Origin of the sequence: Pseudomonas sp. RL_5y_Pfl2_73 (assembly GCF_963970515.1) — a bacterium.
Taxonomy (GTDB): domain Bacteria; phylum Pseudomonadota; class Gammaproteobacteria; order Pseudomonadales; family Pseudomonadaceae; genus Aquipseudomonas.
Map to the genome: position 1 here is coordinate 1 of NZ_CAXAPD010000047.1, position 17,459 is coordinate 17,459.

Below are 17,459 nucleotides of genomic sequence, written 5' to 3' on the forward strand. Positions count from 1 at the left end.
GCAGTAATTTACGGATAAGGGCCGCTTTACGCTCAGGTGAATAGCTCGACATTACAGCTCTCTTTGACGCCCCCGATCTATCGTTTTGATAAATCAGCTCAGGCGACAACTAGCCTGACACCGGGGGGTCATCTCGTCGGCGGTGTCAGTCGACCAGATCATCCATATCTCCAGCGCCGGCACACCTGTGGCTGTACCACTGAGTACATGCGGACTCAATGACCAGAGTCGACGATTTGTAGATCGCTGGCTGGATGTGACGAAGTCAAATCTGCTGTTTTCCAAAGGTGCAATTTTGGTGGAGGGCATCGCCGAGGCGATCGTCATACCAGAACTGGCACGCATCGTTTTGCGCCAATATGGAGAGGGTAGAGACACGTTGGATGATTACGGTGTCTCGGTCATTAACCTCGGCGGAATTTACTTCAAGCATTTCATGCAACTGTTCTGCGACGTGAGCGACGAGAGCACTGGTCAGAATGTGCCGGTGCGGTGTGCTGGATTGGCCTTGCTATTGTCTTTTCGGAAGTTGGCGATGGTCTTGAAGTCCGGCATCAAGCGGCCGGTTAGCCACATCAATTCGACGTTACGCTGGGCTTCTCGCTCCAGGCGCCGGCTCGACTGAATGCGGTTGAGATAGCCGTAGATGTAGATCTTCAGGAGGATCGCAGGGTGGTAAGCAGGCCGGCCAGTATCGGCTGGAATGGCACCTTCAAAACCCAGATTGACCAGGTCTAGTTCGTCGACGAAGACGTCGACTACGCGCACCGGATTGGTATCGCTGACGTAGTCGTCGAGGCTCTCGGGAAGTAAGGTGCCTTGGCCTCGATGTTCACCTTGGATAAAGCGCTTCATGGGCGATCCCTGCGATGAAATCCTCAGAAATCATAGCAAGGGTTCGCGAAGGCGTTTTTACACACTCTCGGCCAAAAGCAGTCACTGAGTACCTGCTCTCTCACACACTACTAGACTGAACCTACACAAAGCCATGATTCCAAAATCCGGAGAATCTTTTTTTGAAGGCAGAGAAAAGCCCGGCATTTCAGCCGGGCTTTGCATAGTGCTCTAAGCGCGCCGTTTGATTGTGACCTTTGACCACAGAGTAAAGGCGACTGGGGGTGTCCAGCCTGAGTTTGATGTGTGCTCTTGCAGGCACAAATACTTATTACCTTCGTAAGTCACGCCATCGTCCTTGCAATACAGATGATTCAACTGCCACTCGGGGAACTCTGGATCAGTGATTTCTCCAGCAGTTCGAACGCTCAGGCTCTTGCTCGGAAGCGACTCATTTCCCTGAGAGTCTGTTGCCGTGACAAAGTAGCTGTACAGAGTGTTCAGCGTTAGACCTGAGTCTTCCAGCGTTAAAGCCGCCGTATGGCCTACAGCAGCCCCATTTCGGTACAGCGTGTATGTCTCGATCGGACGAGGGCCGCTTGAAGCCCCCCAACTCAAGGTCATACTGATCTCGGTTACGTCCCTGGCGGACAGATTTGCAGGAGCCGTTGGCCGGTCACCAGGCTCCGACTCGCCGTGAATCAACGGGGCGTAACGATCGTAGAACTCCCAGTTGTAGGGAACATTGTCCTTGGTAATGCCATCGTCCCAGTTAATAGACCAAGTCATCAGCCCTTTGATGGAATGGCTGGCAGCGTCGAGACGCTTGAATGCATTTACAACTGCAGCAGGATCAATCACATAGCCAGTGGCAGCAGCGTCATTGTTGGCCGGTAAGCCAATGACAAATTTGTCTGCGGGAATGGCGATGTAGTCCCGCGTGCCAGTCACCAGGCTTTCGGTCAGGTAGTAGAGGAAATCCTCTTTCATCTCATCATTGTTCTGCGCAATCCAGGCACCTTGACCACCGTTGGCCTCCTGAACCCAGATCCCATCGCCACCTTGGTTGTAGTATTGAGGCGCGATGAAGTCGTAGTATCCCTCAAGGGCCTGTATGTAGCCAACGTACTTGCCGCCAACTCTGAGATAGGGAAACTCAGGTGCCATGCTGATGATGAAATGTTTCCCTTCGCCCTTGTAGTGATCCTTCACCAGTTTCAAGGCTGCAGGCAGCACCATCATGTTGTCAGCGAAATCAATAGCGTGTTGCTCAAGGTCGATATCCAACCCATCGAAGCCGTAGACTTCAACCAACCGGATGATCTCATTTGCCAGAGGTTGTTCATCCCCTTTGTGCAACTCGATATGAGCGTCGGCGCCACCCAACGAAATCAACACAGCCCTTCCCTGACTGTTCAGTACGCCAACCTGACGGCGAAACTCGTCGTCGGAGAGGTTATAGGGTTTGAAAGTAGGAATGCCCTGGCCTTTCATAAAAGCCACAGCAACAACGTTGTAGTCCTTGGGTACATCCACCAGATCCAGGTTGGCAAACTGCCCACCTTGATAACCGTCACTATGGCCGGCTGCCCAGTTATGCCAGAAACCCATCAGAATTTTTTTATTGGCAATGTCAGGCATCAAAGATGCGGAATCACTTACTTTGGACTTCAGCCAAGAAAAATCAATTTTGGTCATTGTTCTATTCCTTCAGAACTTTACTAAGAGCCGTACATGGCCCGACTTTATTTAAAGCTCACATCAAACGCCTGATAGAACGCATTGCCGGTATCAGCGACCACCCAAAGCAGGACAATGACGTGATGACCTTGCTTACCCGTTGGCAGTTTCACTTCATGTTCAACCTTCGCCTTCAATTCGGCGGCATGCTCGTAGAAGGGAACCTGAGTATAAAAATCATCATAGAAGGACTTTGGCTCAAGCTGGGCGCGACTGATACGCTTTTCAGGATCCCAGCCATCCTTAGTAATAAACCAGCTAAAACCCCGAGTCACGTGAGGCATGGTGTATACCCATTTGACATGAAACGCCTGGCCCGGATCGACATTCAATAGAGGCCAGGTAAATGGGCGATTTAGTTTCTTGCTCATTTCCTCGTTGGTGAAGTTAACGCAGTCGCGCTCATCAGTCTTGCCACCGCTTAGGATATAACCATCCGCAGGTGGTACCAGGCTCGCGGCGTCAGTCTCATAAGGTCTTGGGAATGGGCCAGCAGTTAATGATGGGAAGTTCTTACCTCCTTCCATTGCATTAGCATGCCAGTCCAGAATAAGGCCCTCGTCTGTAGCAATAGCAGAACGACTAGGAGGGGAAATTACACGACCGTGTTTCAACTGCGGGTTGGATTCTGGGTTATTCATTGGTTCATTCCTTTGATTAATTGACCCCCTCTCTAGAGGAGAACCCTCAGGCTAGCGCAAGGTGTTGGATTGTCCACCATAAAAAATAAATACGACTACAAAATAAATAAAATACAAGCTGATAGATTTTCCCAACACCCGCCACCCCGCCTTTTCCATACAGAACAAACGGATAAGATGGTATTACCAAACTGAGTACGCGAGCAGATTCGGCTGAGACACTACTCCATTCGCACGGAACCTGTCTAATGCAAGTGGGTTGAGCGCTCGTTTCCACAGCTTTCTTCATGCGGCAGGAATGGGGCTACTGAGTTCGAGGCGTTTCTATCCGGTCTTGCGGTGTGTGGCTGCGTCTCTACCAGTACTCAGAACCAGGCGCTATCTGCCCTGATGTCGACCGACTGCTAAGGGTCGACTGCTGCCGTCTCCACCGGCGGCACTCGACCCATAGCGGACTCACAGTGCAAGAACGTTCCCGTCATCTACGCTATTCCAGCAAGCATGATGCTGAAAGCGAGGATAGGAATGACAGTCCGCCGTAGAGATGATCTTACCTATTCAATCCTGCTGATCACTCCCGTTCTCCTTTACACAAGCATGGGGGGCGATCCGCTGTACACAGGCATTTGGTACCTCGTCGGTAAGTGTCCGCGGAACACACCTTGCATAGTTAAACGGTCGCCCATTTATGCGGCAGTAACACTTTAATAGCTTAGCCAAGATGCCTTCGGCGGGCGCTTACGGCAAAACGGCCAATGCGTGCGTTTGGCTCCAACACGCAGGCACGCAAGTCCTCATCTGAAGATGGGGTTGAATCTAGTCCTTGCAGAATTAATGCTAGGCCGCCAAGAGCGCTTGCCGGAGCGTCGCGACAAGCGGCTTGGGGTCGTCCTTGCGCCAGATGGCATAGACCCTGACCCGTGAAGGAAGCCAGGGCAGCTCGCGAAATATGACGCTATCTGCAAGAAAATCCCGAAGACTCGCTTGGACAAAGGTAATGCCCAAACCTGAGGCCACCAGCCGCAAGGCTGCCAGCAGGTCATCCGCCTCTACCTTGATGTCAGGCAAGAAACCGCAAGCGGAGCAGTTCTCAAGAAAACGCTGGCGGGCCGCAGGATTTTTTGACCGGGCCAAGGCAACCCAACGCTCCCCGTTCAAGTCTTGAGGAGCAATGCTCGCTTGCGTGGCCATAACATGTCTTTTTCCCAGAACAAGCAGTAGCGCTTCGCTTGAAACCTCCATGGACTCTATGTCTGCGCTCTCAGGAACTGAATAAACCAGCCCGAAATCGAGCGCTCTACCGAGCAGGGCCTCGGATTGTTCTGAGGAGCCCATGGGACGGAGTTCGAAGGTAGCAGCCTGATGGTCTGATTGCAGACCCGCAAGAGCACGCGGTAATACATTGGAGTGCATGGCCGCTTCGACATAACCCACGGCAATATGGCCTGTCTCACCAAGAGCGATACTGCGCGCCGCTGCTTCGACTTCAGATGCATGGGCGACCAAGCTGCGCGCCTCCTGAAGGAAAAGACGTCCTTCGTCAGTCAGGCGCATGCGCTGACGTGCGCGTTCGAATAACCTCAGACCAAGCTGCGCTTCAAGCTGAATGATTTGCCGACTCAAAGGCGACTGCGAGATATGTAGACGGCTGGCGGCTTGACCGACATTTTCAGTTTCAGCGACAGCGATAAACGCAACAAGCAATCGAAGATCTAAGGTCATGTGAATCGGGTCTCAAGTCATGTAGAACGCGTCTTGGACCAGAATAGTATTTTTTGCAATTATCCGTGAACTGTTTAAACGAAGAACGCCTTGAAGGGGATATATATATGCAATTCATCACGCTTTCGCGTCGAGTCTCGGAGCGTTTTTCCGATGCGGATTTTGCGCCTCATCTCGAAGCCGAAGCTCAGCGTGCCAGGGCTCTCTATCTGGAGGGATTTATCCGCAATATCTGGCACCGTGGTGACATGGGTGGCGCCTGCCTACTGGTTGAAGCCGAAAACGAGACTGCCGTTCGGGAAAAGCTGGCAACGCTGCCACTGGTAAATTCCGGGATGCTGGAAGTTACTTCTGTTGTACCGTTGAAACCTTATGGTGGATTTGGCCCAAGAATCCAGTAACCGCTCTTCGTCCGATAATATTTAGTACAGAGCCCAAGGAGGCACTCGATGCAATTCGTCAAACTAGGGTATGCGTCCGGGCCTCCCGTCTTGCGTCACTAAACCGGTTGCCACCTATGCGGCAGCAGCTGCGCAATATCACTTGCCCGTTGCCTCGGTAGGCGCCCGTTGAGCCGCGCCGACAGGATCAAACTCATGATCGCCGCCGCCCGTTTTCCGCTGCGCAGGGAACCTGCAAAGAGCCAGTTTTTTCGCCCGAGTGCCCACGGTCGAATCTGGTTCTTGGCCCAATTATTGTCAACGGGCAACGCCCCGTCATCGAGGTAGCGCGATAGCGCCGTCCAGCGTTTCAGGCTGTAGTCCAACGCTTTGCTGATAGCCGAACCATCATGCACAAGATCACGCTGGGCGATCATCCAAGCATGTAGCGCCTCCATCACCGGCACCGCTTTTTTTTGCCGTATTCGGCGGCGTAAATCCGGCTCCAGGTCGCGGACTTCACCCTCAATTTCATACAGCAACTGAATATAACGCAGGACCTGCTCGGCGAACTGGCTCTTGTTGGTGACGTGTAGTTCGAAAAACTTGCGCCGCGCATGGGCCATGCAGCCGATCTCGGTGACGCCGAGTTCGAAGCTGGCTTTGTAACCGCCAAAATCATCACACACCAGCTTGGCCTTCCAGTCTTGCAGGAAGTTGCGAGCATGCTCACCGGCGCGGCTGGGGCTGAAGTCGTAGACGACAGCTGCTGTTTCGCAGAATTGGCTGGTGGCGTAGGCCCAGACATAAGAACGGTGGGTTTTCTTCGAGCCTGGTGCGAGCATCTGCACCGGTGTACCGGCACCCAATCAGGTGTGGTGCGGCGACATCGCCTACATTTTGGGCCCAGGGGAAATGGCATTATCTGGCTGTCGTGCTGGATCTTTGCGCGCGCCGGGTGGTGGGTTAGGCATTGTCGGAAAGCCGGACGCCTAGTTGGTTATCAAGGCACTGGATATGGCCTACGAGCAACGTGGAAGGTCTCAGGGCCTACTGTTTCACTCAGATCAAGGGTCGCAGTACGCGAGTCGTTTATTTCGCCAGCGGCTGTGGCGTTATCGAATGCGCCAGAGCATGAGTTGCCGGGGAAATTGCTGGGACAATGTGCCGATGGCGCGCGTGTTCCGCAGCTTGAAAACCGAATGGATACCGACTCAGGGTTACAGAACGGCCCAAAAAACCCAATGCGATATCAGCCATTTCTTGATGCATCGGTACAACTGGATTCGACCCCATCAATTCATCGGTGGGCTGGCGCCAGCTCGGGCCGAAGAAAAACTTAACGTCGTGTCCGGGATTAGTTGACTACTACAGGTATCTCGCTGGCAAACCAGCGGTGACGGTCTTTGACCTCCCCCTCAAATCGAGGTGTAATCGAGTTGCGCATACTTTAACGCCCACGCATCAGGACAACTTGGCTCACTCCAGCCTTGTTTCGAATAGCCGTCGCGTGCGTATAAGTGGAGGACTTGTACCATTCCTCCGCAATGTCCAAGGACGGAAACTCAATAATCGCAGCTCTATCCGAGGACGGAATGCCCTCAATTTGGCGCATATCATTTCGACTAACCGCAGATATCACGCGACCTTGATATGGCTTTAGAGACGGAAGGACTAAGGATGCGTACTCCGTATACGCATCTGGATTGTTTACCTGAATAAAGAACACCGCATATCCAGGCTTGTTGGGGCTGGCCATTTCGGGTTGCGTCTGTCCCGACGCAATGCTAGCCGCGAGAGATGTCAAAGTGACAAACGCTAGAACTCCGCTGGCGATCATACGACGGGGACTCAACTTAGTCATTTTCATACTGACGTTCCTTTTCTGCTCAGTTGCAATCACAGTCAGCATTGCAGAAAACGGCGATACAATCTAAGACCGATATGGACACATTTAAGACCATATGAGCATCACATGGATTTTAAGTTCTGGAGCAAGCTACAGATAATCCCAAGTTTTGAGTCTGTGTTGATAGCACTGTCTGATAGCGCCACATAAACCTAAAGCACCTGTAAGCAAATCGGGATCTAGTTTCTCAATGACCGCTATTTGTTGGCGCTGATTGAAAACTGACCCACCCTGCCGATTGAAAATTGACCCAGGGCGGATTGCTGATTTTTGTCCCAGCAATTGTGGATAAGCTTAGCAGCAGTGCTCCGGTTGAAGACGCATCTGGCCCCACCGCATGCAGGCATGCGGTGGGGTATTTACTGTGCAGATCAAAACGCTTCATCGTCCTCGATACCATCTTCGTCCTTGCGCTGTCGTTCACGCGATTTGATCTTTGTCTGGGCGGCCAAGGTGCTGTGTTGCAGGCGGTAGGACTCGTTGCCCGTTTCGACGATATGGCAGTGGTGTGTCAGCCGATCCAGCAACGCTGTGGTCATCTTGGCGTCGCCAAACACACTCGACCATTCCGAGAAGCTGAGGTTGGTGGTGATGACCACGCTGGTGTGCTCGTACAGTTTTGAAAGCAGGTGAAATAACAGCGCGCCACCACTCTGACTGAAGGGCAAATACCCAAGCTCATCGAGTATCACCAGGTCTGTCCGAAGTAGTCCCTGGGCGATTCGGCCAGCCTTACCATCGTACTTTTCACGCTCCAGTAGGTTGACGAGATCGACCGTGGAGAAGAACCGTACTCGTTTGTTATGAGTGGTGATTCCGGACACGGCCAAGGCACTGGCCAGGTGTGTTTTTCCGGTTCCAGGCCCACCGATGAACACGACATTTTGCGCAGTCTCCGTAAACTCAAGGCTGGATAATTCCTTGACCAGACGGGCATCAGCGCTGGAAGCGCTGAAGTCAAAGCCAGCCAAATCACGGTGCATGGGGAGCTTGGCCATGTTCATCTGATGATTCACAGAGCGCACGGCGCGATCTGCCTGCTCCTGTTGGAGCAGATGCTCAAGCAGCCATTTCGAGGATGCCGTCGAAGCTTCTCCCTGGGCCGTCAGTTCTTCCCAAGCCTGCGCCATGCCATGCAGACGCAGTTCTTTAAGTTCTGCCATCAAGTCACGCATTGCGGCTCTCCTCATCTGTTGTACGGAGTTGGTCATATCGGGCCGTGTTGGCAACGGGAGTCACCTTGAGTTGCAGGCTGGTTTCTACGGAAGGCGGTGGTGCAGTAGCGGTGAGTCGGGCGAGAACATTTAAGATGTGATCGGCGCTCAAACTTCCCGACTCAAGCACCAGTTCTACCGCTACCAGCACCGGGTCGAGACCGGCGATGGGCACGGCAGCGAGCACCTGCGTCATGATTCGATCACCGTTGCTGTGACGTCTCAGGCCCCGTTTGAGAAGCCGCAACGGATTGGGCAGATCGGCAAACGGTGCGCCATTGCGCAGTGCACCCGGCTTGCGTTCGATGAGTGGGATGTAATGCTGCCAGTCAAAACTGACCTGATCTCGATCAAAGAGGCGCTCGTGGCTGGCAATCATTGCGTCATCGGCGATGACCACGATCCGGGATGGGTAAAGACGGCTGCTGACCCACTGGCCGACTCGCTCACAAGGCACCGAATAGCGATTTCGCGCCACGCTGATCAGGCAGGTGCTGGAGACCCGTACGGTGCGCTCGACGTAGCCATCAAAGGCCGTCGGCATCGGCATCATTTCGACCCGTTCCAGCTCCAAAACGTCCAACACCGTCAGCCCGTTGTACTGCGGATGCAGCAGCTCGCTCCAGAGCGCACGACAGCGCTGGCCGAGCCAGGCATTCAGTTCCTCGAAGTTGTGGAACATGCAGTTTTGAGCGTCAAGCCAAATGCGCCGTCGACTGTCTTGAACGTTCTTCTCGACAATGCCCTTTTCCCAGCCAGAGGCTACGTTGCAGAAATCCGGATCGAACAGGTAGTGCGCGCACATCACGGAAAACCGGGCATTGACCGTGCGGCCCTTGCCTTTATTGACCTTGTCGACAGCCGTTTTCATGTTGTCGTAGATGCCGCGACGCGGCACGCCACCTAACGCTCCGAACGAGCGTGTATGGGCATCGAATAGCATCTCGTGACCTTGGCTAGGGTACGCAACCAACCAGAATGCGCGACTGGCGCACAGCTTCATGTGGGAGACCTGGATGCGTCGAAACAGGCCACCGATCAGCAGACCTTCTTCGCTCCAGTCAAATTGAAAGGCCTCGCCGAGGGCAAAAGTCAGCGGTACAAAAGCGCGTAAAGACTTGCCTTGCTCGCCTCGCCAAGAGCGCACAAACGCCGTGAGCTGGCTGTAGCCGCCGTCGTAACCCTCGGTCTTGATCTGCTCAAAAAGCGCTTTGGCGCTTCTACGGTTGTGCTTTGCCCGGAACGAATCGGCCTTGAGCGCCTGTTCCAGCGTCTCGTGGAATGGGCTGAGTTTGTTGAAGGTTGCGCACCGTTGGTACGCTGGTTGAGTGGCTTCGGGCGCTCTGACCCATTTTCGGATGGTGTTTCTCGACAGCCCGGTACGCTTGGCTATCTGATGCAGCGAGAGCTTGTCGCGGAAGTACATCCGCCGGATTTTTCCCAACATTTCCATGCTGATCACCCTGTGTTCTCCTGCTCAAAAAGTGAGCAGAAGCAGTTGAACACCTGGGTCAGTTTTCAGTCGGCAGAACAGCCTTTACTGGGTCAGTTTTCGGTCAGCGGCAACAGTCCTGATATTCATCCACGAGCACAAATCGCCATGAAGCCTTGAAATCCCCCTGCTCCGCCAGGCGCACCGCCTTTACAATCATGTCGTCGAAATCGATCTGCCCTTTGCCTTCCAGGTCATCTTGATAGCGTTGATAAATGGGCATCAGCAACTCAAGCGCCGCCCGCATCTGATCCGGCGAGGGTGCTGCGTTAATACGCGCCTCCAGATCAACCTTGGCTAAATCCGCCGCCTTGTAACCGGTCAGCAGCTTCTCCAGCAGCTCGGCGAACTCGGTGACTACACCGAACTCACGAAGCGTTTCCAACATCGCTTCATCTGGCAGTGGATTGAAGATTACACCGGCGGACCGCAAGCGCTGCTCCAGCAATGGAAGTAACTGACCTTCCTGCTGCTCAAAATGAAACGTTTCGATCAACCGAGTCTGATGCTGCTTGTGCAGACCACGCTTCCACACCATGTCTTGATGGTAGGCCTTGCGGTCGACGTAGGGCGCTGTATTGCCATGGCGGTCCGTGCCGAAATGTTCGATATAAATATCGAACGCCGGCAGGTAAAAATCTGGATGGTAGTCCCGCCGCTCAGCCGTTCGGGTCGACACCTTGTAGCGCGGTTCGTATTGGTAATCCACGCCCATCTTGAACAGGAAATTGGCAATACGGCACTCAGCCATGCTTTTGACCAGCTCACCCTTGAGAGTCCGGACCTCATGCTCTGCCAGGTAAGCGAAGTACTCGCCCAGGGAAGCAAAGTCGAATGGGTTCTTGATCGGGAACAGGTAATTCTCGAAGTACTGCAGTAGGCGCTTGCGATAGCCTGGCTCTGATTGAAAATCTTCAAAGGCCAATTGGATAAATCGCTTACGGGCAGCCTTATCCTCAGCCATTGGCGTGAGGGACGGTTGACCCAGCATGTCCTTACCAAGGGAGTGGAAGGTGGAGGCCTTAATGCCCTTTATACCCACACGCGCCTCCAACCGCTCACGCATCTCCTCAGCAGCGTCACTGCCGTAGGCGAGCAACAAGATGTCTTCAGGTTTCGCTTGTCCACTGCGGACCAGGAAGGCGACACGCCCCATCGTCGTGCTGGTCTTGCCGGTACCCGCCCCGGCCAGAACCAGATTGTTGTCCTCATCCACAATACAGGCTAAGCGTTGGTTGAGCGTGAGGGGTATGGACTCAATCGTATCGAACATCTGAGCATGCTTGGCGAGGCAGAGCTTCACATAGTGCTTACGCCACCGACGCAGACATTTCTCGCCGTCGTGAACCCATGACCAAGCCCGAGTCAGGATCTTGCGCTCAGGCCCCGATAAAACTCCCAAGCCCCTGGCAGGTAGCGTTGGCCATTGTTGGGCTAGCAGAACCAAACGGCCGTGCAAAGCCGTCCACTGTGAGCGACGGCAGTAACCTCGGGCTTGGACATTTTTGTAGAAGGCATTCAACGTCTGTGCGATGGCCAACACGCGGTCGCCATACCATTCACGCAACGCAGCACGCCAAATATTATCGGCACGACTGACGCCCCATCCGATGGCCTTTAACTGGCCGGATGGCAACGTGAGCGTCAAACAAGAAAAACCCAACCATTGGTTGAGTTGAGGAGGTTTGGGCATACCGGTCACCAAGACCTTCGATGCCTGCCCTTCCCAGTCGACGGCTATCAACCCGTTGGAAGCGATGTCCAATGACGCACAGGTGGAGCCCAACCATTTCGCCAAGCGAAAACTACGAAAAGCTCCCTGAGTCATTGAGACTTCCCGCTATACCAGCACTGCAAAGCAGGTGCTGCCTTCATCCTTGTCATGCAAGTCAATCCTTGTCCCAATCCTAATCTAGGCACGAACCAGTGCCACTACAGAGCCAGTATCGCATACAGCACGTTGTCTCTGTCAGAACGGGATTGTTATCAAGGTCATCGGGCGACAAGAGGTTTGGCCTATCGGGCGAGAATGACGCTCTCCATGAATGAGCGCCCCCATCCAGAGCAACGTCAACCGAAGAAAACGACGGTACAGACCCCGGTCATCTTGCCCACGATCCCGAACGGTCCCTTGGAGCGCAATCGACGTTTAGCAGGATTGATCTCCTTTGATCCACGAACGAAGCCTATCCAACGTAGGCGCCTTTACCCCAATCGTGCTCCAACCCTTGAGGGTGTAAAGCTTTATCTCAGCGAGCCCCTCAGGTTTGGGTTCAATGGTGATGATTGCCAAACTGAGTCTCACGCCTTGAGCCACCATACGCTGAGTGATCTGCCCGCTACCGAATTCCGAATCGAACTCGCTTTCTGTTGTGACCGGAGTCCCCAGCGGCGAGTGCTCCAAACAAAGTTTGCTTGCCTGACGAATGCTGCGATAAGCGATTTGAGCAGTAACGTTCGCCTGTATCGTGCCATCGTAACTGTTTGGGTCAGACATGAGGTTTGCGGGGGTATTTGTGCATCCCGCCAGCAATACTCCAAAGCCAATAGCCCATATAAATTTCAAAAAAAACTCCAGTGGTCGACAGAATGAGCATGCATGCAATGACGCCAATCTAGCGCGGAACAAAAAATCTTGATAGCTTAACGCCATAAAAAAAAATAGCCACTCCGTCTCACTAAAGACACCCAATTGCACGTTCGCTCTTGGCTATTTGCGCCTTTCCAGCACAGCTCTCTGAGCAGGCGAAAATCTCGCTGGAATGGGCGCGTTGAAACACGAGGAGTATCAACCGTCGCAGTAGATGGTCAACCTTTCGTGCTCTGGGTCAGATTTAAAGGATAAATGACAGTGGAACTTCACGATATTCTAGATCAGGTCAATGACGATCAAACCTTCTTACGTTTTGCCCGTGCACTGATGGCAGATAGGGCTGGAGCCTCTTCCGACAGCATGGATTGGGAGAACAACACGATAGAGGGATTCTTGGAAAACGCCATTGCTTGGGCGGAAGACACTGACTTTGGTATCAGACAAGGGCTTGAGCAGTCTAATCCCTGGCAACAGTTTGCGGTCTTTCTGTACTGCGGCAAGATCTATGAATAACGTAACGGCCATCCGCGCAGCATACAATCCAGAAACCGTCGCTTGTGGGGACATTGTCCTCATACATGGAGACAAATACTCTCAACGGTCAGGCTCGGAAGGTGTGTTCGCCGGTCTCTTACAATCGGTGTATCTAAAACGTTGGGGCTATATTCTACTAACCTGTCTGCTGCCACAGTTGAGCCTGGCCAGCACACTGCATATAGACCCTGGGGCTGAGAGCCTTTACCAGGAAGCTCTCCCATACCTACTACAGGCGAATGAAAAGCTCGAAGCAGTGACCGCTGATACCCCAACTACAAGCGAAGAGGAAAGGCAGCGCTCCCTAACCCTAGCTGAAGAAGGGGGCGCGCTACTCAAACCAGCCTTTACTCTGCTTGAACAAGCAGCGGCCCTCGATCATCCCGTAGCCCAATATCGTCTCGGATTGATTTACGCGATGCTGTCTCCGAGCGAAGTGATCAAAGAGAAAGCTTGCCCCTTGTTCGAACGAAGCCTCTCCCAAGGCTTCGCTCCACCGGCACTTGAAATTGCCTACTGGTGTTTGGCGTTCACCGATACACCCGAGTACCAAAAAGCCCTGCTGGCCACAGAAAGCAGCATGCCACTCTACGAAAAATATTTCCCACAGCCTGTTGTCAGGCTTGAGTGCAAGCGTGAAGAACCTGTGGGCTTCGCTATGCAGTGGGGCGACGGCCGGGACTATCAAGCGGAAATCTACCGGCTACAAGGTGATAGCAATCGTGCGCGGCGTTTGGAGTACTACCAGAAGGCCATTGAGACCAATGACTGTTACAGGGCCAAACAACGCATGGAATATCTTAAATAATTTTTCGTGCGCGACTGGTTCCGATGCATGTTGCTTGCTTTGGAACCAGGCGCAGACGACAGACCCAACTTAAGATTGTGTGAGACGGCCTCAGCAGACAACCACAACTCATCTAAAGAAATGATCGGGGCCTTTCGGTAGCACCTCTTCGTTGAGAATTTTATCACTAAGCTTCTTAATTTTTTCTTTGACCATTGACTGAACGTGCTCAAGAAGCTCTATAAACCACAGCTCTTCATCTTTGCTGTGCCACGCCAAATCTGGCTGATTAATTTCGGTGTAAAGATTTATAGATATCTTCCTTCCAGGCTTGACCTTCAACGGAGCGACCAACGCAATTTTTGCATACTCCAAGCGCTTCGCACCGCTATGCGCCGCAAAGTTATGTCGATAAGAAATCGCCACATCATGAATATCTCTATATTTCTCTTCCAGTTGATTACGCTCTAGCTTCACTGGTCGCCCGTCGCACTTGGAAAAACATTTCCCGTAAAAAGTTAAGGACGCTACGAACAAGCCTTTCACAAGGTTAAATTTTTCTCGGTCCCTGTTAATACTAAATGAGCTGTCTTTTTTGCCATCATAGTCACCGACGAGATCCTTGATCTTGCGGAGCCACACCAACGAGCTTCGAATATCTTTTTCAATCAACGCATACCCCGCCACATGCTCACTTAAGCGTGACTTCAGATAAACGCTTTTACATGGCTTATTCTTGTACTTATAAATCCGATGAAACTTTCCTGTGCTTTTATCCACATAATCAACCGAGGTCCAGCCGCTAGGAACTTCTTTAATATTTACAGCTATTAACGCAATTTTTTTCATCTGGACATCCTTGTTAAAGATTTGGCATATCAAACACTAACCAGAAGCAAATTGCCGCCATGGGTGGCGTGGACGCTTGGCCTAAGTCGTACAAGAGAAGGTTCAATCCCATCCGGCTCCCAAAACGCAAAAATTCTTGGCCGCACTTGCCGGCCAGCGGAATTGAAGAGGTAGGCCATGGCCGAGGAAAAGGAACTGACGGAGGAAGCCAAGAAGCAGCGCAGGAAGCGCGAGAAGGCTGCAGCAAAGGAGGATCTGGAGCACTACCTCGAGGGCTTGAGCCTGGAGGCCACCCCCTCGCGCGCGAGAAACACTGAGCACGCCGCAATATCGGATTTCCAACGCGGCGCGCGTCGACATTGTCGGCATCCTCACACTCTCCCAGACGCAGTTCGGCGATCAAGCACGCCAGCGCTACCAGGCGCTGATCCTCTCCGCATTACAAGCTATCGCCGACACGCCCTATCGCATTGGCAGCCACGACCGCGATGAGCTTGCACCGGACCTTTGCAGCTATTACCTCATCTACTCACGCTAGCAGGCTAAACACCCCCATGGAACGGTCAAAAGCCCGCGCCATGTCGTGTTCTATCGCGTGGCAAACGACGACGTGATGTAAGCGTCCGAGCTACACCGCCTTGCAACTCAAACCTTAATCCGTTTAAACCACTGGTTCACGCGCTCGCACTCAAATGTCGCTGGATCAAAAACATCGCCATGCCATTCAACCATGGCGTCATGCTCTGGATGATCGGGGTTGCCCATCGCCTCCAGAAACTCCTCGTAACCAGGCCCGCCACCCACGTCTTCCGGTGGGCAAGCATTGGCGCCGTCGATGCAGTACGGCACCTGAGGACAGGCAATAGCGGGTAGCGCTTTTTCGACCTTGATACTGTGATGCCAACTGTCACCAAAGTCGTAGATATAATTGAATGTCCGCTTTCCGTTCAGCGCCTTGATCAGCGTTTTACGGGCTTCCGGGTTTACCGTCGGCCCCCAGCCATCAGGGTCGGGCATGCCGTAATTCTCACCGGCAATTTCAAACTCATGCAGATGGCTATCACTCCAGCCCATCACGACCTGGATGACATGGTGCAGCTTGCCCAAGGTGATGTTTTCAGGCACTGCGAACCGACGCCAAATCTTCGGAGTGATCCACTTCAGCTCGATGTGCAGCAGCAACAGGTCGGAGGCGGGTTTGGGTAAACGGACAGTTTTAACCATGGATCAGGCGGCCTCGCAGTGTTCAGTGTGGTTCAAAGAAACGTTCCAGGGCAGCAGTTCGTCGACCCGATTGATCGGGTGCTCGGCGATGCGCTCCAGCACGTGGGTCAAATAGGCTTGCGGGTTCAGGCCGTTGAGTTTGGCCGAACCCACCAGGCTGTAAATCGCAGCCGCTCGTTCTCCGCCGGCATCGGAACCGACAAACAGGTAATTTTTGCGACCCAAGGCGACGGCGCGCAACGCGCGCTCGGCGGCATTGTTGTCGATTTCGATCCGGCCGTCATCGCAGTAACGCGTCAGCGCCGGCCACCGATTGAGGGCATAGAGGATTGCACCGCCCAATGTCGATTTTTTCGACAATTGAGTCAGCGTCTGGTTAAGCCACGCGTAGAGTTGTTCCAGCAGCGGACTGGCTCGGCTTTGCCGAACCGTTTTTCGCAGGTTGGGCGGTTGCCCTCGAATCTCGCTTTCGATGGCATACAGGGCCGCAATCCGTTGTAGCGCCTCGCCGGCAAGTGGCGAAGCCTGGTCTTTGTAGACATCGTAAAACTTGCGGCGGGCGTGGGCCCAGCACGCGGCTTCCTCAATAGTGCCCGTGGCATACAACTGAGCAAAACCGGCGTAGCCGTCAGCCTGCAAGATCCCGCTGAAGCGCTTGAGATGAGCACGGGGATGCTGGCCCTTGCGATCCGGAGAGTAGGCAAACCATACCGCCGCCGGTGTCGCGTCACCCGCAGGACGGTCGTCCCGCACGTAAGTCCACAGACGAGCCGTTTTGGTTTTGCCGTTGCCCGGCGCGAGCACGCCAATCGGCGTGTCGTCGGCGTGGACTTTATGGCCGCTCATGACATGGTGCTCAAGAGCGTTGATCAATGGCCGCAGCAACTGACTGCTCTGGCCGACCCAGTCGGCCAGGGTTGAGCGCTCCAGATCCACGCCCTCACGGGCGTATATCTCGGACTGCCGATACAACGGCAAATGATCGACAAACTTCGAGACCAGTACATGGGCCAGCAACCCCGGGCCTGCAAGGCCTCGGGCTATGGGGCGACTCGGTGCCGGCACTTGGGCGATGTGCTCGCAGCAGCCGCAGACCCACTTCGGACGGACATGGCGAATGACTTTGAAGCGTGCCGGAACGTACTCCAGCACTTCGGACACATCCTCACCCAAATGACGAAGCGCCCCACCGCAGCCAGTGCATTGCGACTCGGGCTGATGCACGTGGGTTTCGCGAGGCAGGTGTTCGGGCAATGGTTTACGCCGAGAGACGGCGCGAGGTGCCGGTTCGGTTGGCGGTGTCATTTCGGCTTGGCTGACTTGTAGCTCCTCAAGGCTCAACTGGAGCTGATCGATCATCGCGTCCAGTTGCTCGGAACTGCGGCCGAACTGCGTGCGACGCAGTTTGGCGATCATCATCTTCAAGCGCTCGATCTCTGCGCGCTGGGCAGCGACCAGAGCCTTCAAGGCTTGAAGATCGTTCGGCAGGGAGTCGGTCACGAGAGTCATGACCGAATATTACTGGGAATTTTTTCAGCGC

14 protein-coding genes and 5 pseudogenes are annotated in these 17,459 nt (G+C 53.7%); 6 read left to right on the plus strand and 13 right to left on the minus strand.

Translation table 11 applies throughout. The annotated features are described in order from the left end of the window. Nucleotides 1-118: 118 nt before the first annotated feature. Nucleotides 119-505: pseudogene (locus tag AACY42_RS26875) on the plus strand (ATP-dependent nuclease); the annotation flags it as partial. Here AACY42_RS26875 and AACY42_RS26880 read toward each other — a convergent pair. The 4 genes and pseudogenes from AACY42_RS26880 to AACY42_RS26895 all read right to left on the minus strand — a co-directional run. Further along, a pseudogene (locus AACY42_RS26880) lies at nucleotides 505-855 on the minus strand (transposase); the annotation flags it as partial. The pseudogenes AACY42_RS26875 and AACY42_RS26880 sit on opposite strands and share 1 nt — an antisense overlap. Before the next feature lie 210 nt (nucleotides 856-1,065). Further along, nucleotides 1,066-2,532: a glycosyl hydrolase family 18 protein gene (locus AACY42_RS26885; RefSeq protein WP_339483479.1), complete on the minus strand. Its 1,467-nt coding sequence runs from the start codon at nucleotides 2,530-2,532 to the stop codon at nucleotides 1,066-1,068. Between the two features lie 47 nt (nucleotides 2,533-2,579). After that, nucleotides 2,580-3,215 (minus strand): lytic polysaccharide monooxygenase auxiliary activity family 9 protein, encoded by a 636-nt coding sequence (locus AACY42_RS26890; RefSeq protein WP_339483481.1) that lies wholly within the window; start codon nucleotides 3,213-3,215, stop codon nucleotides 2,580-2,582. A gap of 837 nt (nucleotides 3,216-4,052) precedes the next feature. After that, nucleotides 4,053-4,937: a LysR family transcriptional regulator gene (locus AACY42_RS26895; RefSeq protein ID WP_339483482.1), complete on the minus strand. Its 885-nt coding sequence runs from the start codon at nucleotides 4,935-4,937 to the stop codon at nucleotides 4,053-4,055. Nucleotides 4,938-5,044: 107 nt separating this feature from the next. Here AACY42_RS26895 and AACY42_RS26900 point away from each other — a divergent pair, with 107 nt between their 5' ends. Next, on the plus strand, nucleotides 5,045-5,338 hold the full coding sequence (locus tag AACY42_RS26900) for a muconolactone Delta-isomerase family protein (protein ID WP_095055732.1): 294 nt from the start codon (nucleotides 5,045-5,047) through the stop codon (nucleotides 5,336-5,338). Nucleotides 5,339-5,436: 98 nt separating this feature from the next. Here the strand turns inward: AACY42_RS26900 and tnpC (AACY42_RS26905) are convergent. Beyond that, nucleotides 5,437-6,174, minus strand: a pseudogene (gene tnpC / locus AACY42_RS26905) (IS66 family transposase); the annotation flags it as partial. Here tnpC (AACY42_RS26905) and AACY42_RS26910 point away from each other — a divergent pair. Further along, nucleotides 6,173-6,682 (plus strand): annotated as a pseudogene (locus AACY42_RS26910) (IS3 family transposase); the annotation flags it as partial. The pseudogenes tnpC (AACY42_RS26905) and AACY42_RS26910 sit on opposite strands and share 2 nt — an antisense overlap. Before the next feature lie 85 nt (nucleotides 6,683-6,767). Here AACY42_RS26910 and AACY42_RS26915 read toward each other — a convergent pair. The 5 genes from AACY42_RS26915 to AACY42_RS26935 all read right to left on the minus strand — a co-directional run bounded on the left by AACY42_RS26915 (nucleotide 6,768) and on the right by AACY42_RS26935 (nucleotide 12,630). Continuing rightward, nucleotides 6,768-7,187 carry a DUF1330 domain-containing protein gene (locus tag AACY42_RS26915; protein WP_339483485.1) on the minus strand — a complete coding sequence of 140 codons (420 nt, stop codon included), beginning with the start codon at nucleotides 7,185-7,187 and terminating at the stop codon, nucleotides 6,768-6,770. A 410-nt stretch (nucleotides 7,188-7,597) separates the two neighbouring features. Further along, nucleotides 7,598-8,401, minus strand: coding sequence for an IS21-like element helper ATPase IstB (gene istB, locus AACY42_RS26920; RefSeq protein ID WP_339483487.1), 804 nt, complete (start codon nucleotides 8,399-8,401; stop codon nucleotides 7,598-7,600). Further along, entirely contained in the window at nucleotides 8,394-9,893 is a 1,500-nt protein-coding gene (istA, locus tag AACY42_RS26925) for an IS21 family transposase (RefSeq protein ID WP_339483512.1), read from the minus strand. Before istA ends, istB begins: the two co-directional genes overlap by 8 nt. A gap of 103 nt (nucleotides 9,894-9,996) precedes the next feature. Then, the gene (locus AACY42_RS26930) at nucleotides 9,997-11,760 is read right to left on the minus strand and encodes a UvrD-helicase domain-containing protein (RefSeq protein ID WP_339483488.1); all 1,764 of its coding nucleotides are present in this window, start codon (nucleotides 11,758-11,760) and stop codon (nucleotides 9,997-9,999) included. Between the two features lie 321 nt (nucleotides 11,761-12,081). After that, nucleotides 12,082-12,630 (minus strand): hypothetical protein, encoded by a 549-nt coding sequence (locus tag AACY42_RS26935; protein WP_339483490.1) that lies wholly within the window; start codon nucleotides 12,628-12,630, stop codon nucleotides 12,082-12,084. A 147-nt stretch (nucleotides 12,631-12,777) separates the two neighbouring features. On the opposite strand from AACY42_RS26935, the gene AACY42_RS26940 reads away from it, so the two are divergent. Together AACY42_RS26940 and AACY42_RS26945 are read left to right on the plus strand one after the other, a co-directional pair. Continuing rightward, nucleotides 12,778-13,038: a DUF7660 family protein gene (locus tag AACY42_RS26940; RefSeq protein WP_033028085.1), complete on the plus strand. Its 261-nt coding sequence runs from the start codon at nucleotides 12,778-12,780 to the stop codon at nucleotides 13,036-13,038. Continuing rightward, nucleotides 13,031-13,867, plus strand: coding sequence for a hypothetical protein (locus AACY42_RS26945; RefSeq protein ID WP_339483492.1), 837 nt, complete (start codon nucleotides 13,031-13,033; stop codon nucleotides 13,865-13,867). The genes AACY42_RS26940 and AACY42_RS26945 overlap by 8 nt, the downstream gene beginning before the upstream one ends. 108 nt (nucleotides 13,868-13,975) lie before the next feature. On the opposite strand, the gene AACY42_RS26950 is transcribed toward AACY42_RS26945, so the two are convergent. Next, entirely contained in the window at nucleotides 13,976-14,695 is a 720-nt protein-coding gene (locus AACY42_RS26950) for a hypothetical protein (protein WP_339483494.1), read from the minus strand. 313 nt (nucleotides 14,696-15,008) lie between these two features. On the opposite strand from AACY42_RS26950, the pseudogene AACY42_RS26955 reads away from it, so the two are divergent. Then, nucleotides 15,009-15,314 (plus strand): annotated as a pseudogene (locus AACY42_RS26955) (type II toxin-antitoxin system RelE/ParE family toxin). 26 nt (nucleotides 15,315-15,340) lie between these two features. Here AACY42_RS26955 and AACY42_RS26960 read toward each other — a convergent pair. Both AACY42_RS26960 and tnpC (AACY42_RS26965) read right to left on the minus strand, forming a co-directional pair. After that, nucleotides 15,341-15,919 (minus strand): plasmid pRiA4b ORF-3 family protein, encoded by a 579-nt coding sequence (locus AACY42_RS26960; protein ID WP_339483496.1) that lies wholly within the window; start codon nucleotides 15,917-15,919, stop codon nucleotides 15,341-15,343. 3 nt (nucleotides 15,920-15,922) lie between these two features. Further along, nucleotides 15,923-17,428, minus strand: a complete 1,506-nt coding sequence (tnpC, locus tag AACY42_RS26965) for an IS66 family transposase (protein ID WP_339483498.1) — start codon at nucleotides 17,426-17,428, stop codon at nucleotides 15,923-15,925. Nucleotides 17,429-17,459: the final 31 nt, after the last annotated feature.